Raw genomic sequence first — 16713 nt, 5'->3', positions numbered from 1 at the left:
CCCGATCCGGCAAATCCGCCCCGCCGCCCGCGGGACGGTGGGGGTGCCTCAGCGGTCGCCCTGCTGAGCCTGGGAGACGTGGTCGCGCAACTCCTGCAGCGAGGCGAAGCGGACGACGCCGGTGGGCAGCTCGGCCTGGATCGAGCCGTCCGAATAAAGCGTATAGGCCATGCCGCCGACGATGCCGGACTTCAGGATGCGCGGCTCGTCCGGCTCACGCGCCGGGGCGGGCGGGGCGATGGCGGCCTGCTCGGGCGGTGCCGCGCGGGCAGGACGGGGCGGGGGCTCATAGCCGGTGCGCGGGCGGGGCGGCGCGGGCGGGGCGGCCGGCGCCTCGGGTGCCGGCTCCGGGCCGCGCTGAAGCCGCTGGCGGCGCGCATCGAGCATGGGATCGGCCGGCTGGCCGGCCTCGGGCGGCGGCAGCGAGGCCGGGGCGGCGGGACGACGCGGCGCCGGCGGACGCTCCGGTTGCCGCTCGGCCGCCCGTTCGGGGGCGCGCTCCGGGTTCCGCTCCTGATTGCGCTCCTGATTGCGCTCCTGGGGCCGCTCGGCGCGGTCGCGGGCGGCCGGCGCGGGGGGCTCGGCGTCCTGCTCCGGTGCGACGAGATCATCCACGGAGAGGCGGGGCGCCGCGTTGCGGCCAGCGCGGGCGGGGCGGGCGGCCGGCGGTGCCGCGGGCTCCTCGGCCTCGGCCTCGTCCTCGCCGGCGGGATAGGAGCGCTCGATCTGCCGGGTCAGCCGGTCCAGCTGGCGCAGCACCAGCCCCATGGCGGTGATGACGAAGCCGCCCGAGGCGGCCACCGCGCCGGTGGTGATCAGCGTATTGCCGAAGGCCGAGACGTAGATCGTCACCCCAAGGCCGATGACCGCGAGCCCGGCCAGAGCGATGAGAACGCCGAGAAGGACCAGGAACCACCACATCTCGCACCCCACTTCCGCTTGCCGGCCTTAGCCGTTCTTAATCAAAGGTGGTACCTCGCCGCGAAAATCGGCCGCTTCAAGGTTGTTTGATGGCGAACGCAACCCTATCTAGGTCCACGCTCGGACATGTCGTATACCCGGTATGCCGCCGGGGCAGCGATTTCGCCCCGGGCGAGACGCCGGATAGATTGCGGAGATGTTTCATGTCCTTCACGCTGCCCGACCTGCCCTATGCCTATGACGCGCTTGCGCCCTACATGTCGCGCGAAACGCTGGAATACCATCACGACAAGCATCATCTCGCTTATGTCAACAATGGCAACAATCTCCTAAAGGGAACTGAATTTGAAGGGAAAACCCTTGAGGAGATCGTCGTGGGCTCGTTCGGCAAGAACGCCCCGCTCTTCAACAACGCCGGCCAGCACTACAACCACCTCCATTTCTGGAACTGGATGAAGCCCAACGGCGGCGGACCCATCCCCGGCGAGCTGGAAAAGAAGATCATCGAGGACCTCGGCTCGGTCGAGAAGTTCAAGGAGGACTTCATCGCCGCCGGTGTCGGCCAGTTCGGCTCGGGCTGGGCGTGGCTCGCGCTCAAGGACGGCAAGCTCTCCATCATGAAGAGCGCCAACGGCGAGAACCCGCTGGTGCAGGGCGCGACCCCGCTGCTCGGCGTCGACGTGTGGGAGCACTCCTACTACATCGACTACCGCAACCGCCGTCCCGACTACCTGAAGGCGTTCGTCGAGCACCTCATCAACTGGGACTACGTGGCCGAGCTTTACAGCAAGGCCGGCTGACCCTTTTCCGCCGGGCTTGCGCCGCTCCGCGAGGGGGTGGCGCAAGCCTGCTGCGAAGCCCTGACGGCGCCCGCGAGTTGCGAGGCGCCGTTTTTCTTTTCCTGCGAGTGATTGACTCTGCCTCGCAAGAACAAGATGCCGCCTTAACTTACCGTCCGTCAGCTCTGCTGCCTCATTTGTTCCCGAAGCTGCCTTATTTTTTTGCAGCGCCAGGCATAATTTTGTTGCGATCCGCCTCTACTCCATCTTAGCTGTGTTCCGCGTAGCCACCTGCGGTATTATGGTGGAGTGCCGCGCTGGGGGCCCGGGAGCGATCCTGGAAACGGCGCGACGGAGTTGGGTTCGGGATCCTCCATCAATGTCGTTCCTTGAAATCGAACGTCGGCCGGGCGCGATCGCGGACGCCTGCGCCGTTGTCCTGATCGCCGGCGTGGCGGTCATCGCCGCGCTCACGTTCTCCGACTACGGGCTCGGCTGGGATGACTTCACCCACTCCCAGTATGGCGATCTGCTCTATTCCTACTTCTCGTCGGGATTGACGGAGCGGAAAGTCTTTTCCTTCGTCAACCTCTATTACTACGGCGGCGGCTTCGACCTCGCCGCGGCGGCCATCGCCAAGGCCCTGCCGTTCGTCGATGTGTTCGACATCCGCCGCCTGCTGGGCGCGCTGGTCGGCATCATCGGCTTCCTGCTGGTGTGGCGGACCGGGCGGCGCCTTGCCGGCCCCTGGGGCGGACTTGCCGCCGTCGCCCTGCTGATGATCTGCCCGCTCTACTACGGGCACATGTTCATGAACGCGAAGGATGCGCCCTTCGCCGTCGCGGTGGCGGGCGTGCTCTATGCCTGCGTGCGCGCGTTCGATGAATTCCCCCAGCCGTCGCCGCGCACCGTCACGCTTTTCGGCCTCTTCCTCGGCCTTGCCGTCGGCACGCGCGTGCTCGGCCTGCTCTGCGGCGTCTATCTCTCCGCGGCCATCGCCTTCGTGCTGGCGGTCGAATGCGTGCGGCTCGGCATCAAGCCCGCCCTGCTGCGCACCCTGCGCTTCACCGGCCTGTTGCTGCTGGCCATGCCGCTCGCCTATTTCGTGCTGGGCATGGTCTGGCCCTGGGGCGTCGCGGAGCCGCTCAACCCGCTCGTGGCGCTGAAGTATTATTCCCACTTCTGGGAAGTGCCGTGGCGCGAGATGTTCGAGGGCCGGCCCATCCTCGTGCCGGACATGCCGCGCACCTATGTGCCGACGCTGTTCTCCGTGCAGATGCCCGAGCTGTTCCTCGGCCTCGCGGTGGCTGGCGCGGCGGGGGCCATCGTCTCGGCGCTCGTGGGCAAGGACACCCCGGCGAAGCGCGCCCGGCTGGTGCTCATCTTCACCGCCGCCGCCTTCCCGGTGCTGCTCACGGTCGTCACCCGGCCCGTGATGTACAACGGCATCCGCCACTTCGTGTTCGTGACGCCGGCGCTGGCGCTGCTGGGCGGCTACGCCGCGTCCTGGCTCTGGCAGAAGGCGCAGGGCCTGCCGCGCCTGGCCCAAGCGGCCGTCGCCGCGACCTTCGCGGTGGGCGTCGCGGTGCCGGCGGTGGATTTCCACAACCTGCACCCTTATGAATACACCTACTACAACCACTTCGTCGGCGGCATCAAGGGTGCGGATGATCAGTTCATGCTCGATTACTGGGGCCTCGCCTTCAAGCAGGCCACGGAGGAGCTGGACGAATACGTGGAGCAGCATCGCCGGACCCTGCCGCAGGGCCGCAAGCTGCGCGTCGCCGTCTGCGGTCCGCACTTCGCCGCCGCCGCCGAACTCGGCCCGCGCTACGAGACGACCTATGACAGCAAGAATGCCGACTTCTACATGCGCCTCGGCGAGTTCTACTGCGCCGACGTGAAGGCGCCGCTGCTGGTGAAGGTGGAGCGGGAGGGCGTCACCTACGCCACCGTGTACGACGTGCGCGGCCGCCCGTTCCCGAGCGTGTTCGCCGCCGGGCAGTAGGGCGATCCGGCATCGGAGCAGCGAAAAGGCCGGGCTCGCGCCCGGCCTTCTGCTTTTCTGCGGCAGGAGAGTGTGCGCCCTTACCCTCACTTGGCGACGAGCAGCTCCGGCACGCTGAGCAGGACGAACTCGTTGTCGTCGTTCTTCTGCGGGGTCCGGCCGGCGGAGTAGGGCAGGTTGTTGTCGTTGCCCACCACGATCTCGGTGGGGCTCACCATCACCACGTCCTCGATGGTGAAGAAGGGCATGTCCAGCACGCCCTCGGTGCCGCCCTGCTTGGCCTTGCCGTTGGGGTCCTTTATGGCAAGCAGGTCGATGTAGCCGACCTTGCGCACCACCTGGCCGGCGGTCTCGGGCGAGAAGGCGATCTTGTAGACGCGCTTGAACTGGGCCGGCTTGTCGAAGCAGGTGGGCTCCGCCTTTCCGGCGGCGCAGGCCTTGAAACGGGAGCCTTCCAGGCTGTCGCGCTCGATGATCAGGCCGTGGGTGTCGTCGATCATGTTGAAGTCGCCGATGGCGTTGCCCGCCACCGCCAGCGGATACTTCCACGAGCGGCCGGTCCACTCGCGCTTGCCGAGATCGAACTCGACGATGCGCAGCACTTCGTTCTCGCCCGCCTTCTCCTTGCCGCCGGTCGCGGCGTCGAAGATCGGGCCTTCCAGCAGAGCGTAGAGCTTGGTCTTGTCCGGGGAAAGCGCCATGCCCTCGAAGCCCTTGGAGCGGTAGACGCTGAACGCGACCTTGCCGTCCGGCGCGCCGGGGGTGGTGACCACCGGATGGTCAGGCGAGCGCACGACCTTGCCGTCCACCTTGGTCTCGAACACCGCCTTCACCTTGCCGTCGAGGTCGGTCTCGATGAGGAAGGGACCGAACTCCTCGCCGAACCACAGGCTGTCGCCGACGCGCTGTATCGATTCGAGATCGAAGTCCGAGCCGGTGAGATAGCGGGTGGCGGTGCCTTCCATTGTGATGGGGTAGGGCACCTTCCGGTCCGGATCGTTGAGGAAGATGGTCTTGACACGCTCGATGGTGCCGGCCTTGAAGTCCATCTTCAGCCGGTGGGCCATCAGCATGGCGTCCGGGGAGTTGGCCTTGGAGCCGAAGCCGTTGTCGGTGAGCACCAGGAAATTGCCGTCGCCCTCCGAGACGATGCCGGAGAAGCCCTGTACCGGCTGGCCCTCGAACGGCAGGGAAAGGCCGGTCTCGCGCGGGGCAGCGGGATTGGACAGGACGCTGACGCCCTTGACGCTGCCGATAACGTCGATGCGCGCGCGGTCGGCGGTGGTGAACTTGCCCGACGTCTTCAGCGCATCCGGCGCGTCAGAGGGGGCGGGGACGAAGGTCGCGGCCGGCAGGACCACATGGCCGGCGAGGACGGCCGGGAAGGCGGTGCCTTCGGCGGGCTTGTCCGGATTGGCGGCGGTCTGGGACAGGGCCGGAGAAACGAAGGCGGCGCCGGCGAGCAGCGCGAGGGCGATGCATTTCAGGGTGCGCATGGGAAACCTCCAAAGGTCCGTGCGCACCGCATCTGCGGCATGGTCGTTGACGCAGCGGCGACAGGGCCGCGAACTTTGCGTGACCTGAGACGGGGCCGTGGCAGCGACCCGGCTGCCCCGGTTCCCGTCAGATCCACTTCATCCGGCGGAAGCTCCACAACAGGATGAAGCCGAGCAGCAGCAGGAACACGCTGAGCGCCCAGAAGGCGGCGGGATCGCCGCTGCCGGGGATGCCGCCCACGTTCATGCCGAACATGCCAGAGATGAGCGTCATGGGGGCGAACACCACCGTCACCACCGCCAGCACCAGCATGGACTTGTTCATCTGCTCCGCGCGGGCGTCCACCATCTGGTCGCGGATGACCGCCGCGCGCTCGCGCACGCTGTCCAGTTCCTCGGAGAAGCGGGCCACCCGGTCGGCCGCGTCGCGCAGGCGGTTCCGGTCCTTCGGCCCCATCCAGGGGTCATCCTCCAGCGCGAAATGGTTGAGCGCCTCGCGCTGGGGCGCGATGTGGCGGCGCAGCTTGATGGCCACCCGGCGCAGCACGGCGAGCTTCGGCAGAAGCTCGGATGTCTCCGTGACGAGGACGGCATCCTCAAGCTCGTCCGCCTCCTCGATCAGCGTCGTCACCACCGCGTCCACCCGCTCGACGAGGCGCATGGAGAGATCGGCCACGAACTCGCCCTGGGTGCGCGGGCAGCGGCCGCGCCCGAGCGCATCCTCGAAGTCGGCGATGGCCGAGAGGAACTCGTGCTGAACCGAGACGATGCGGCGGGCATCCACCCACAGGTGAACGGTGATCAGCTCCTCGGGCAGGGCGTTGCGCTGCAGGTTGATGCCGCGCAGGGAAAGCAGGGCACCGTCCGCGAACATCACGCAGCGCGGCCGGCACTGGTCCTCGGCCATCGTTTCCACCGCGGGTGCATCGAGGCCGATGTCCTGCCGGAGCCAGGTTTGCGGCGCCCGGGGCAGGTGCTTGAAATGCAGCCAGATGAAGCCGCCCTCCGGCGCTGTCGCGGCCACTGCCTCTTCCGGGCGGATGCGGCCGGCCGCGCCTTTGCCGTCGAACCACCACGCCGAGAGGAGACCCTGCGTGTCGATGGTGGGGGCGGGAGCGGCCATGGCAGGTTCCGTCACTGACGTTAAGCGCCTTCCCTCGCACGATTGCACGACGCGAAAAAGTCTGGCGTTACGTGAACGCACCGCAGCGCGTTAGCTGGCGCAACTCACCGCTGCGCCAGTGCATCGAGAATCCGCACCCAGCTGCGCGTGCCCTTGTGGAAGGACGTGAGGTCGTACTTCTCGTTGGGCGAATGAACGCGGTCGTCGTCGAGGGCGAAGCCGATCAGCAGCGTATCCACCCCCAGCCGGTCCTTGAACTGGCCGACCACCGGGATGGAGCCGCCCGAGCCGATGGTGACGGGGGCAACGCCCCATTCCGCCGCGAGCGCGCCGGCGGCGTGGCCGAGGTCCGGGCTTTCCGGCGGCACGAGGAAGGCGCGCGCGCCCTCGCCCCAGTGGAAGACGGCCCGGCAATCCGCCGGCACGCGCGCCGCCACGAAGGTTTCGAAGCCGGCGCGCAGCTTGGCCGGGTCCTGGTCCGCCACGAGGCGGAAGGAGATCTTGGCGGTCGCCCGCGCGGGGATGATGGTCTTGGTGCCGGCACCGGTATAGCCGCCGAAGATGCCGTTGACCTCGAAGGTCGGCCGCGACTGGATCTGCTCGATCACCAGCCTATCGCGCTCGCCGGCGGAGACGGACAGGCCCACGGGCTTCAGGAAGGCTTCGGCGGTGAGGCCCAGCGCCTGCCACCGGGCGCGCACCTCGGCGGGCGGCTCGCGCACATCGTCATAGAAGCCGGGGAGGGTGACGCGGCCCTCGCCGTCATGGGCATCGGCGAGGATGGTCGCCAGCACATGGATGGGATTGCGCGCCGCGCCGCCGAAGAGGCCGGAATGCAGATCGCGGTCGGCGCCCTCGATGGTCAGCTCGGTGTGCAGGATGCCGCGGAGCGAACTGGTGATGGAGGGCGTGCGCTGGTCCCACATGCCGGTGTCGCAGACGAGCGCGAGATCGGCTGAAAGCGCGCTTGCGTGCGCCGCGAGGAAGCCGGGGAGGTTGGGCGAGCCGCACTCCTCCTCGCCTTCGAGCAGCACGGTGACGTCCACGGGCAAGGCACCGCGCGTCGCCCGGAACGCCCGGAGCGCTTCGAGAAAGGTCAGCACCTGCCCCTTGTCGTCGCAGGCCCCGCGCCCGACGATGGTGCGTCGCCCGTCCGGGGTCGTGCCGAGACGCGGCTCGAACGGCGGCGTCTCCCACAGGTCGAGCGGGTCCACCGGCTGGACATCGTAATGGCCGTAGAACAGCACGCGGCGCGGCGCGCCGGTGTCGGTGCGGGCCACCACGACCGGGTGGCCGGCGGTGGGATGCACGGTGGCGGAAAAGCCCAGCGCCTCCAGTTCTCCCGCCACCCATTGCGCGGCGTCTTGGCAGGCACCCGCGTGGGCCGGATCGGTCGAGATGGAGGGGATGCGCAGGAAATCGAAGAGGCGCGCCAGAGCCGCGTCGAGACCGGCGTCCACGGCCTTGAGAACAGGCTCCAGTTCCACCGGCCGCGTTCCCGCGCGATCACCGTCCGCCATGTCGTCCTCCACCAGCGCACCTTGTGTTCCGGGCCACGATGGACCCGGAATCAGGGGAATGCTGGAGGGACGCGGACCGTCTGGCAAGGTGCCAGACGGTTCGGTGCCAGGTCAGCCGGCGGTGACGAGATCGGCGGGCGTGGAGATCACTGCGGAGGCAGGACGCCCTAGACGGCGCGCGCGCTGGAGGACCGAGCCGATGCGGCGATAGAGCAGCCGTGGCGCGATGGGCGTGCCGAGGGCGGCGTCATAGCCGGACCGGCCGGCGGCCCGCACCAGTTGCTGCGCGGGCACTTCAGCCACGAGCACGGCGGGAATGCCGGCACCGAAGCGGAAGGGATTGGCAGGGGCATCCTCCGGATCGTCCACCTGCACCACGAGCACGTCGGCCGTGCCCTGGGCGGCAGGATCGGTTACTTCGTCGATGGAGGCGACTTCGCGCACCGCACCCACCCCGAGGGCGGACAGGGCAAGGCGCGTCGCCTGGCGACGTTCCATATTGGCATCGAGGAGAACGATGCGGGCAGTGGGCAACACCTTCATGAGGCGCTCCAGGTCATGGCGCGCCTCGGTTCCAATCCGCAAGGAATGAAGGCTCGGGCACGCGCGTTGAGCATCTCTGCCGACGCGACCCCGCAATCTCGCCGACACGCTATGACACTACCGCTGCGAGCCTTCTGAAGCAACACTTTCCACCGCTTAGAAGCCGAAGCGTCGCCAGGTTAAAGCCAAGCTGCAGTTAGGTACCTTTGCGCGGTGCGACAACACCTTGAGCCATGCCATGACGAGAGCGGTCCGCCGAGGGCAACCTGGGCGGCTCCGTCAGCGCTTGCTGATGCTTCCTAGGATACCTCTCAAAATGGCTTTTCCCAGTTGGGAGCCCACCTGAGTCGCCACGGATCGGGCCACCTGCCGCACCACCACCTCTGTGGTGGACATGCGCGTGCTCGGCCGGGGCGCGGGCGCGCCGGTGCCGGTGGATCGTCCCGTCGTGGTCGGGACGCGCGGCGTCGTGGACCCCTGCCGGGGCGCGCCACCGCGCGGCGCGGGCTCCACCTTCGGCGCGCCGGTGGCGGTGCCCAGCACCCCGCCGAGAATGCTGTCGAGAATGCTGCTGCCGCCCGAGGACGGCGCGGCCTCCTCCGCCGGCTGGGCCTTCTCCTCGGCCCGGGCCTGGAGCATCTCGAACGCCGATTCGCGATCCACCGCCGTGTCGTAGAGATGCCCGACCGGGCTTTTCGCCATGATGGCCGCCCGCTCGGCCGGCGTGAGCGGCCCGATGCGGCCGGAGGGCGGCCGGATCAGCGTGCGCTCCACCATGGAAGGGATGCCATTGCCCTCCAGCATGGAAACCAGTGCCTCGCCCTTGCCCAGCTCCATGATGGCCTTGGCGGTGTCGAGATCCGGATTGGGCCGGAAGGTCTCCGCGGCGGCCTTCACCGCCTTCTGGTCGCGCGGGGTGAAGGCGCGCAGCGCGTGCTGCACTCGGTTACCGAGCTGGGCCAGCACGGTCTCCGGCACGTCGAGTGGGTTCTGGGTGACGAAATAGACGCCCACGCCCTTGGAGCGGATGAGCCGCACCACCTGCTCCACCTTCTCCAAAAGCGCCTTGGGCGCCTCGTTGAACAGGAGGTGGGCCTCATCGAAGAAGAAGACGAGCTTGGGTTTCTCCGGATCGCCCACCTCCGGCAGCCGCTCGAAGAGTTCGGAGAGCAGCCAGAGCAGGAAGCAGGAGTAAAGCCGGGGCGAGCCCATGAGCTTGTCGGCGGCGAGGATGTTGATGGTGCCGTAGCCCGCGCGGTCCACCCGCATGATGTCGGCGATGTCGAGGGCGGGCTCGCCGAAGAACTTGTCCGCGCCCTGGTTCTCCAGCACGAGCAGCTGGCGCTGGATGGCGCCGACGCTCTGGGCCGAGACGTTGCCATAGGTGGCGGTGAGGGTCGCCGCATTGGCCGAGACGTTGGCCAGCATGGCCCTGAGATCCTTCAGGTCGAGCAGCAGCAGGCCCTGCTCGTCGGCGATGCGGAAGACGATGTTGAGCACGCCCTCCTGCGTCTCGTTCAGCCCCATCAGGCGGGCGAGCAGCAGGGGCCCCATCTCGGAGATGGTGGCGCGCACGGGGTGGCCCTGCTCGCCGAACATGTCCCAGAAGATCACCGGGAAGCTGTCCGGCGTGTAGGCGATGCCCACCTCCTCGGCCCGCTTCAGCAGGAAGTCCTTGGCCTCGCCCTCGGCCGCGACGCCGGAGAGGTCGCCCTTGATGTCGGCCGCGAACACTGGAACGCCGGCCCGCGAGAAGCCTTCCGCCAGCACCTGCAGCGTCACTGTCTTGCCGGTACCGGTCGCGCCGGTGACGAGGCCGTGGCGGTTGGCGAGGCGCAGGGTGAGATATTCGTCCTTGGATTTGGCGTGCGTCGCCGTCGCCTCGACCCGGCCGAGGAAGCTGCGCCCCACGAGGACGCGGCCGTCGCTCTCGGGCGCCGGCGCCCGCCCGCCGGAAGACGCTGCGGAAGACGCTGCGGAGGAGGTGCGCGGCACGGACGTGCGGCTCCACGGGCCGGCCGGCGGCGCGGCCCCGGCCGGGTCGCTCGTCTCAGGGGGTAACCCGGAACCGGTCCCGAAATTCGTCCCTCGGCTCTTGGCCATGGCGGTGTCCTCGCTCGGGGCAGGCGGTCCAGCCGAATCGCGCGTCGGGTCCGGCCGCGTCATCGGGCAGTTTTCGCCCGCCTTCGGGACAGGGGCAAGCCCGTTCCGGCACCGCTCTCGCTTGCGAAAGCGCGCCATGCCCGGCAATGTTCAGGCCAGTCTCGCCTGCGATGCGGCGCAAGGAGATGGCATGGACGAGTTGATTGCGCGTTTGACCGAGCGGGTCGAGGTGGATGCCCCGACCGCCGCGGCCCTGGTGGCCATCGTCATCCAGTTTCTCGCCCGCGAGGCGCCGGCCGAGGCCATGGCGCCCCTCTATCAAACTCACCCCTGGGCCAAGTCTCTCGCCGATGCGGCGCCGCGCGAGGACGCCACCGCCCAGTCCGAGCGGCATTTCGGCGGCATGGCGCGGCTCATGCAGGTCGCGGACCGCATGATGGCCCACGGGCTCACCATGCCGCAGGTCCAGCTCGCCGTGCGAGAAACGGTGGCCTATGCCCGCGAGACTGTCGGCGCGGAACCGGTGAACCTCCTGGTGCGCTCGGTGCCCGGCCTCACCCACGTGGTCTGAGGCGCCGGGAAGCCGGGCAGTTGACTCGGCCCACGGTTGTGGCCTGATCTTGCTGCCGGCATGCACAAGCCGGGTTTGAGGGGGGTCTCATGTCCTATCCCATCATCGAGATCGAAGGCGTCGGCGCGGTCTATGCCGAGAAGCTCAAGGCCGCCGGAATTACCACCACTGAGGGGCTGCTGGAGCGGGCCAAGTCGCCCAAGCTGCGCAAGGAGCTGGCAGCGGCCACCGGCATCGACGAGACGCGCATCCTCAAATGGGCCAACATGGCCGACCTCATGCGCATCAAGGGCGTGGGCGAGGAATATTCCGAGCTGCTCGAGGCGGCGGGCGTCGATACGGTGAAGGAACTCAAGGCCCGCGTGCCCGCCAACCTCACCAAGGCCATGGCCGAGGCGAACGCCAAGCGCAAGCTGGTCCGCGCCCTGCCCACCGAGAGCATGGTGGAGAAGTGGGTGGCGCAGGCCAAGGAACTGCCGCCCGTTCTCACCTACTGAACCCCTCCCGCCCCATTGCCGCCCGCGCCCGCAAGACCTGCCGGAGCGGGCCGCCGCCCAGCCCTCCCGGCTGGCTCGCCGCAACACCTTGCGGGGATGCTTTGCGCCGACCCTTGAAAAGGGCGCGGCCTCCCCGTAATAGAGGGCGCGCGTGCCGCGGTAGCTCAGCTGGTAGAGCAACGCATTCGTAATGCGTGGGTCGGGGGTTCGAATCCCTTCCGCGGCACCATTGCCTCGAAACCGCCGTTCGCTGACGTAACTAAATCCTGCGAACATAAGGCTCGCATGATCGTCACCGGTCCAGAGGTCCCTTGCGCCGGCCGTCAGATGCCCTGGCCGCCAGACACCTCGATGCGCTGCGCGTTGACCCAACGATTGTCCTCGGAGAGGAGGCTGGCGATCATCGGCCCGATGTCGTCAGGCAGGCCGACCCGGCCGAGGGCCGTCATCTCGGCGAAGCTCTTGTTCAGCTCGGGATTGTCCCGCACCGCGCCGCCGCCGAAGTCGGTCTCGATCGCACCGGGCGCGACCGTGTTGACGGCGATCCCGCGGGCCCCGAGTTCTTTCGCCATGTAGCGGGTCAGCACCTCGACCGCGCCCTTCACCGCCGCATAGGCGGCATAGCCCGGATAGGACAGGCGGGTGAGGCCGGAGGAGAGGTTCACGATCCGCCCGCCATCCGCGAGCATCGGCAGCAGAGTCTGGGTGAGGAAATAGACCCCCTTGAAGTGGACATTGACCAGCCGGTCAAATTGCGCCTCGCTGGTCTCGCCGATCAGCGCATAGTCGCCGTGGCCGGCATTGTTCACGAGGTGGTCGAAGATTTGGCGCTGCCACGTCTCGGCGAGGGCGGCGCGCAGGTGCTCGGCGAAGTCCGGGAAGGTCGTCACGTCGCCCGTGTCGAGCTTCAGCGCAACAGCCTTGCGGCCCAGCGCCTCGATCTCGCTGACCACCGCCTGCGCATCTTCGGCGCGGCTCTGATAGGTCACGATCACGTCCCCGCCATGGCGGGCGATGCTGAGCGCGGTGTTGCGGCCCAGGCCGCGGCTGGCTCCAGTGACAAGGGCAATCTTGGTCATGGTCCGTCTCCATCTGTTGGACGAGACGGTTATCGCTCCGACGATGCGGCGGCAGTTGCCGGATGCTCGGCGATCCTTGCCTAATCCTCCGAAAGGGGTGCGTTGGCGGGAAGTCCGGGTTACATTCGATCCATGACCGGCTTGCTCGATGCTGTTCGCCGCTTCTCGGAAGCGCATGCCAATGCCCAAGGAATCGCGGCAACGCCCATTCTAGGGCTTGCCACCGTGCGGGCCACCGCGCCGAGCGACCTTATCGCGGACATCTCGCGCCCCCTGGTCTGCCTCGTGCTGCAGGGAAGCAAGCACGTGGCCCAGGGCAATCAGGGCTTCGCCTTCTCCGCCGGCGAGTCCCTCCTCATCACGGCTGATGTGCCGACGGTGAGCCAGATCACCCGAGCAACGCCGGCTGCGCCCTATCTCTCCCTGGTGCTGGAACTCGACCCCGCCGTGATCTCGGGGCTCGTGGCGGAGATGTCAGCGGCGGAGGAAGTGGACCATGCGCCGGTCCGGATCGATCCCACGGACGCGGAGGTGGCGGATGCGGCGCTTCGGCTGATGCGCCTGCTCGAGCGCCCGGCGTCATTGCCGGTGTTGGGCGCGCAACTGGTGCGGGAGATGCACTATTGGCTCCTGGCAGGGCGCCACGGCTCGGCGATCCGCCGCCTGGGCTGGCCCGAAAGCCATGTGCATCGCGTGGCCCGCGCGGTGGCCGTGTTGCGAACTGAATTCCGGCAGCGGCTCCCGGTAGAGCGTCTGGCCGCTGCGGCAGGGATGAGCACCTCCTCCTTCCACGAGCATTTTCGGGCGGTGACCTCGCTCTCGCCGCTCCAGTTCCAGAAGCAGCTGAGGCTGATCGAGGCGCGGCGCCTCATGCTGTGGGAGGGCATGAGCGCGAGCTCCGCAGCTTTCGACGTCGGCTACGAGAGCGTGCCGCAGTTCACGCGGGAGTATGGTCGCATGTTCGGCGCGCCGCCGGTGCGCGACATCGAGGCCGCGCGGCGCAGGGGCTCGGTGGCGGCCTGAGGGCAAAAGCCTCGGCGGAGCGAGTACGGTCCGCCGCCCACGCTACTGGGCCCCAAAGCAAAAACACGGGCCTGCGCGCGAGCAATTGCGCGCGCAGGCCCGGTTAAGCGGGGGCGCCAGGGACGTCTGGAAGGGTGGGGAACCGCCTCCCCATCGCCGACGCCGCCGCAACCAACGAAGAGCTATTTGCCGATGCGGTGGAGCGGGCGCCCGCCGACGCCGAGGCACAAGGCGATAAGAATTTCGTCCGGCCGCGGCGCGTCGGGGATTGCGATCTCCGCCGAGTCCATGTCGTCAAAGCTCCAGATGTTGTTCTTGTTGGTGAGCGGCATCAGGAGCGGCGACCCCGGCCCGCCAATCTTCTTGGTGCCGGGGATGATGTCCTTGCCCGTGCCGACCGCGGCCCGGACCGGTGCGCCGAACCGCGGATGCAGCAGGGCGGCGGAGTGCTCCAGCTCCCCGTTGACCCCGACCACGGCGCCTTTGCCGTAGCTCACCACCTCGTCCGGCGCGATCCCCAACGCCGCGACGCCGCGGGTCGCCATCAGGCCGCCGACCTCCGCGCCCAGATCGTAGAGCGGGGTCAGATCCTCCACATACGTTCCCGCGTATGGGTTGGCGATGACGGCCGCCACCGTGACCTTGCGGCTGGGCGGGGAAACCTCGCGGCCCATTTCCTCGTGGGTCTCTTCCACCTGCACCACGAGCTTGCGGACTTTCAGCAATGACATGATGTTTCCTTCGGACTTGGATGACGGGCGAAACCGCGGTCAGCTCTTCAGCAGGGCGCACTCGCTCTGGGAGAGCGGGCGGAAGGCCTCTTCGGCTGGAATGGTGGCGCGCAGCTTGTAGTAGTCCCACGGCGCCTTGGATTCGGCGGGCTTTTTCACCTCGAACAGGTACATGTCGTGGATCTTGCGCCCGTCCGCGCGGATGCGGCCCTCGCCGAACAGAGGATCCTTGATGGGCTTGGCCTTCATGGCGTCCACGACCTTGCGGCCATCCTTGGCATCGCCCAGATCCGCCACCGTCTTCAGATAGTTGAGGGTCGCGGAATAGACGCCGGCCTGCACCATGGTGGGCTTGGCGCCCCGCATCTTCTCGGCGAAGCGCTGGGAGAAGGCGCGGGTCTTGTCGTTCATGTCCCAATAGAAGGGCGAGGTGAGGATCAGTCCCTGCGCGACCGGCAGGCCCATCGAGTTCACGTCGGAAATGTAGATGAGCAGCCCGGCGAGGTTCTGGCCGCCGGCCACGATGCCGAATTCAGCTGCCTGCTTGATGGAGTTCGTGGTGTCCGCCCCTGAATTGGCGAGGCCGACGATCTTTGCTTTTGAGCCCTGCGCCTGCACGAGGAAGGACGAGAAGTCGGATGTGCCGAGCGGAACGCGCACGCGGCCGACCACCTTGCCGCCGTTCTTCTCCACCACGTCGGCCGTGTCGCGCTCCAGTGCTTGGCCGAAGGCATAGTCGGCGGTGAGGAAGAACCAGGTGTCGCCGCCCGTCTTCACGATCGCCTGTCCGGTGCCGTGGGCGAAGGCCCAGGTGTCGGAGGTCCAGTGCACGGTGTTGGGCGAGCAGGCCTTGCCGGTGAGATCGGAGGTGGCCGGGCCGGAGGCCAGCATCACCTTGTTCTTGTCCCGCGTGATCTGGTTCACCGCGAGGGCCGCCGCCGAATTCGTCACGTCGGTGATCATGTCGACGCCGTCCACGTCGAACCAGCCGCGGGCGACGTTGGCGGCAATGTCGGCCTTGTTCTGGTGGTCGGCGGAAAGCACGTCGATGGTCCAGCCCTTCTGCTTCAGGCCGGAATCCTCGATGGCGAGCTGCGCGGCGATGACGGAACCGACACCGCCCATGTCGGCATAGGCGCCGGACTGGTCGTTGAGGACGCCGATCTTCACCGTCTTCGGGGCTTGCGCGCTGGCCGCGGTGGTTGCGGCAAGTAGAATGGCAAGTCCAATCAGGATGCGTGATTTCATCTTGTTTCCTCCCATATTTTTTGTTCGTTCTGCTTGCGGGTTCCCCGTTATGTCCCTGAGCGTCGTTTGGCGCCGAAGTTCAGAGGGTTTTCAGGTAGGAGATGACCGCGGAATAGTCCCGGCCGCGCCCGCCATTGGCCGCGTAGCGCCCGAAGATGTCCTCCGCCGCCGCGCCGAGCGGAGTGCGGGAGCCGCTGGCGTCGGCGGCTTCCTGCGAGAGGCGAAGGTCCTTCGCCATCAGCTCGGTGGCGAACCCCGGCGTGTAGCCGCGATTGGCGGAGGCGGTGGGCACCGGGCCAGGCACCGGGCAATGGGTGGTGAGGGCGTAGCACTGGCCCGAGGAGGTGGAAGCCACCTCGAACAGCGCTTGATGGGAGAGGCCGAGGGATTCGGCGAGGTTGAACGCCTCGCTGACGGCGATCATCGAGACGCCGAGGATCATGTTGTTGCAGATCTTCGCGACCTCGCCATTGCCCGGCCCGCCGCAATGCACGATGCGCCGCCCCATGGCCGCGAGCAGCGGCTGGCCGACGGCGAAGGCCTCGTCCGTGCCGCCCGCCATGAAGGTCAGCGTGCCGGCGGTCGCGCCCTCCGTGCCGCCGGAGACCGGCGCGTCGAGGGACAGCAGTCCCGCCGCCGCGGCCAGATCATGGGCGGCGCGGGAGCTGGTGACGTCGATGGTGGAGGAATCGATCATCAGCGCGCCTGGCGCCATCTGCGGCACCGCTCGCGACCACACCGCGCGCACCGCGGCACCGCTCGGCAGCATTGTGATGACCACGTCAGCGCCGTCGAACAGTCCGTCCTCCGACGCAGCGACCTTCAGCCCCGCCGCGGCGGCTGCCGCGCGCGCCTCGGCCGACAGGTCGAAGCCGGTGACCGAATGATTGGCCTTCTGGAGGTTGGCCGCCATGGGGCGGCCCATGTTGCCGAGGCCGATGAAGACGATATGTGCCACGCCGAAAATCCCCTTCTCACGCGACCGACGCCTCTGAAGAGCCGCGCGCGAATGTGCCGCAACGACGATTAGCTGTTCCTCTGCGGTCAGGCGCTGCTTATGTTTCCGCCATA

General features: G+C 68.0%; 15 protein-coding genes and 1 tRNA gene. 6 read left to right on the top strand and 10 right to left on the bottom strand.

The window, feature by feature from the left end; translation table 11 throughout:
* Window positions 1–48 precede the first annotated feature (48 nt).
* Window positions 49–921 carry a hypothetical protein gene (locus J2126_RS04975; RefSeq protein WP_209484523.1) on the bottom strand — a complete coding sequence of 291 codons (873 nt, stop codon included), beginning with the start codon at window positions 919–921 and terminating at the stop codon, window positions 49–51.
* A 203-nt stretch (window positions 922–1124) separates the two neighbouring features.
* Between J2126_RS04975 and J2126_RS04970 the strand changes: the two genes are divergently transcribed.
* Both J2126_RS04970 and J2126_RS04965 read left to right on the top strand, forming a co-directional pair.
* Complete coding sequence (locus J2126_RS04970; protein ID WP_209484521.1) at window positions 1125–1721, top strand: superoxide dismutase; 597 nt, start codon at window positions 1125–1127, stop codon at window positions 1719–1721.
* Window positions 1722–2079: 358 nt separating this feature from the next.
* Window positions 2080–3708 (top strand): ArnT family glycosyltransferase, encoded by a 1629-nt coding sequence (locus J2126_RS04965; protein ID WP_209484519.1) that lies wholly within the window; start codon window positions 2080–2082, stop codon window positions 3706–3708.
* An 86-nt stretch (window positions 3709–3794) separates the two neighbouring features.
* On the opposite strand, the gene J2126_RS04960 is transcribed toward J2126_RS04965, so the two are convergent.
* The 5 genes from J2126_RS04960 to J2126_RS04940 all read right to left on the bottom strand — a co-directional run bounded on the left by J2126_RS04960 (window position 3795) and on the right by J2126_RS04940 (window position 10493).
* Window positions 3795–5204, bottom strand: coding sequence for an esterase-like activity of phytase family protein (locus J2126_RS04960; RefSeq protein ID WP_209484517.1), 1410 nt, complete (start codon window positions 5202–5204; stop codon window positions 3795–3797).
* Between the two features lie 127 nt (window positions 5205–5331).
* Entirely contained in the window at window positions 5332–6327 is a 996-nt protein-coding gene (locus tag J2126_RS04955; protein ID WP_209484515.1) for a zinc transporter ZntB, read from the bottom strand.
* Between the two features lie 104 nt (window positions 6328–6431).
* Window positions 6432–7847 (bottom strand): M20/M25/M40 family metallo-hydrolase, encoded by a 1416-nt coding sequence (locus J2126_RS04950; protein ID WP_209484513.1) that lies wholly within the window; start codon window positions 7845–7847, stop codon window positions 6432–6434.
* A gap of 111 nt (window positions 7848–7958) precedes the next feature.
* Window positions 7959–8390 carry a hypothetical protein gene (locus tag J2126_RS04945; RefSeq protein ID WP_209484511.1) on the bottom strand — a complete coding sequence of 144 codons (432 nt, stop codon included), beginning with the start codon at window positions 8388–8390 and terminating at the stop codon, window positions 7959–7961.
* Window positions 8391–8669: 279 nt separating this feature from the next.
* Window positions 8670–10493, bottom strand: a complete 1824-nt coding sequence (locus tag J2126_RS04940) for a helicase HerA-like domain-containing protein (RefSeq protein WP_245327208.1) — start codon at window positions 10491–10493, stop codon at window positions 8670–8672.
* A gap of 190 nt (window positions 10494–10683) precedes the next feature.
* Between J2126_RS04940 and J2126_RS04935 the strand changes: the two genes are divergently transcribed.
* The 3 genes from J2126_RS04935 to J2126_RS04925 all read left to right on the top strand — a co-directional run bounded on the left by J2126_RS04935 (window position 10684) and on the right by J2126_RS04925 (window position 11790).
* Window positions 10684–11064 carry a hypothetical protein gene (locus tag J2126_RS04935; protein ID WP_209484509.1) on the top strand — a complete coding sequence of 127 codons (381 nt, stop codon included), beginning with the start codon at window positions 10684–10686 and terminating at the stop codon, window positions 11062–11064.
* Between the two features lie 89 nt (window positions 11065–11153).
* A complete protein-coding gene (locus tag J2126_RS04930) occupies window positions 11154–11561 on the top strand; it encodes a DUF4332 domain-containing protein (RefSeq protein WP_209484507.1) in 408 nt (135 codons plus the stop codon).
* Between the two features lie 153 nt (window positions 11562–11714).
* Window positions 11715–11790 (top strand) — tRNA-Thr (locus J2126_RS04925).
* Between the two features lie 94 nt (window positions 11791–11884).
* Here J2126_RS04925 and J2126_RS04920 read toward each other — a convergent pair.
* Window positions 11885–12640: an SDR family oxidoreductase gene (locus J2126_RS04920; protein WP_209484505.1), complete on the bottom strand. Its 756-nt coding sequence runs from the start codon at window positions 12638–12640 to the stop codon at window positions 11885–11887.
* A 132-nt stretch (window positions 12641–12772) separates the two neighbouring features.
* On the opposite strand from J2126_RS04920, the gene J2126_RS04915 reads away from it, so the two are divergent.
* A complete protein-coding gene (locus J2126_RS04915; protein WP_209484503.1) occupies window positions 12773–13663 on the top strand; it encodes an AraC family transcriptional regulator in 891 nt (296 codons plus the stop codon).
* Between the two features lie 182 nt (window positions 13664–13845).
* Here the strand turns inward: J2126_RS04915 and J2126_RS04910 are convergent, their stop codons facing one another.
* The 3 genes from J2126_RS04910 to mmsB all read right to left on the bottom strand — a co-directional run bounded on the left by J2126_RS04910 (window position 13846) and on the right by mmsB (window position 16600).
* Entirely contained in the window at window positions 13846–14394 is a 549-nt protein-coding gene (locus J2126_RS04910; protein WP_209484501.1) for an amino acid synthesis family protein, read from the bottom strand.
* 39 nt (window positions 14395–14433) lie between these two features.
* Window positions 14434–15642 (bottom strand): ABC transporter substrate-binding protein, encoded by a 1209-nt coding sequence (locus J2126_RS04905; protein ID WP_209484499.1) that lies wholly within the window; start codon window positions 15640–15642, stop codon window positions 14434–14436.
* Window positions 15643–15721: 79 nt separating this feature from the next.
* On the bottom strand, window positions 15722–16600 hold the full coding sequence (mmsB, locus tag J2126_RS04900; RefSeq protein ID WP_209484497.1) for a 3-hydroxyisobutyrate dehydrogenase: 879 nt from the start codon (window positions 16598–16600) through the stop codon (window positions 15722–15724).
* Window positions 16601–16713: the final 113 nt, after the last annotated feature.

This window comes from Xanthobacter flavus, assembly GCF_017875275.1.
Taxonomy (GTDB): Bacteria; Pseudomonadota; Alphaproteobacteria; order Rhizobiales; family Xanthobacteraceae; genus Xanthobacter; species Xanthobacter flavus_A.
Note: the sequence above shows the minus strand (reverse complement) of the source record. Positions and strands in the feature narration are given on the sequence as shown.

Bases quoted from the DNA above. Each gene is read 5' to 3' on its own strand.
- J2126_RS04975 (WP_209484523.1), bottom strand. From the start codon at position 921: ATGTGGTGGTTCCTGGTCCTTCTCGGCGTTCTCATCGCTCTGGCCGGG.
- J2126_RS04930 (WP_209484507.1), top strand. From the start codon at position 11,154: ATGTCCTATCCCATCATCGAGATCGAAGGCGTCGGCGCGGTCTATGCC.
- J2126_RS04950 (WP_209484513.1), bottom strand. From the start codon at position 7,847: ATGGCGGACGGTGATCGCGCGGGAACGCGGCCGGTGGAACTGGAGCCT.
- J2126_RS04945 (WP_209484511.1), bottom strand. From the start codon at position 8,390: ATGAAGGTGTTGCCCACTGCCCGCATCGTTCTCCTCGATGCCAATATG.
- J2126_RS04905 (WP_209484499.1), bottom strand. From the start codon at position 15,642: ATGAAATCACGCATCCTGATTGGACTTGCCATTCTACTTGCCGCAACC.
- J2126_RS04960 (WP_209484517.1), bottom strand. From the start codon at position 5,204: ATGCGCACCCTGAAATGCATCGCCCTCGCGCTGCTCGCCGGCGCCGCC.
- J2126_RS04920 (WP_209484505.1), bottom strand. From the start codon at position 12,640: ATGACCAAGATTGCCCTTGTCACTGGAGCCAGCCGCGGCCTGGGCCGC.
- J2126_RS04935 (WP_209484509.1), top strand. From the start codon at position 10,684: ATGGACGAGTTGATTGCGCGTTTGACCGAGCGGGTCGAGGTGGATGCC.
- J2126_RS04910 (WP_209484501.1), bottom strand. From the start codon at position 14,394: ATGTCATTGCTGAAAGTCCGCAAGCTCGTGGTGCAGGTGGAAGAGACC.
- J2126_RS04940 (WP_245327208.1), bottom strand. From the start codon at position 10,493: ATGGCCAAGAGCCGAGGGACGAATTTCGGGACCGGTTCCGGGTTACCC.
- J2126_RS04970 (WP_209484521.1), top strand. From the start codon at position 1,125: ATGTCCTTCACGCTGCCCGACCTGCCCTATGCCTATGACGCGCTTGCG.
- J2126_RS04955 (WP_209484515.1), bottom strand. From the start codon at position 6,327: ATGGCCGCTCCCGCCCCCACCATCGACACGCAGGGTCTCCTCTCGGCG.
- J2126_RS04965 (WP_209484519.1), top strand. From the start codon at position 2,080: ATGTCGTTCCTTGAAATCGAACGTCGGCCGGGCGCGATCGCGGACGCC.
- J2126_RS04915 (WP_209484503.1), top strand. From the start codon at position 12,773: ATGACCGGCTTGCTCGATGCTGTTCGCCGCTTCTCGGAAGCGCATGCC.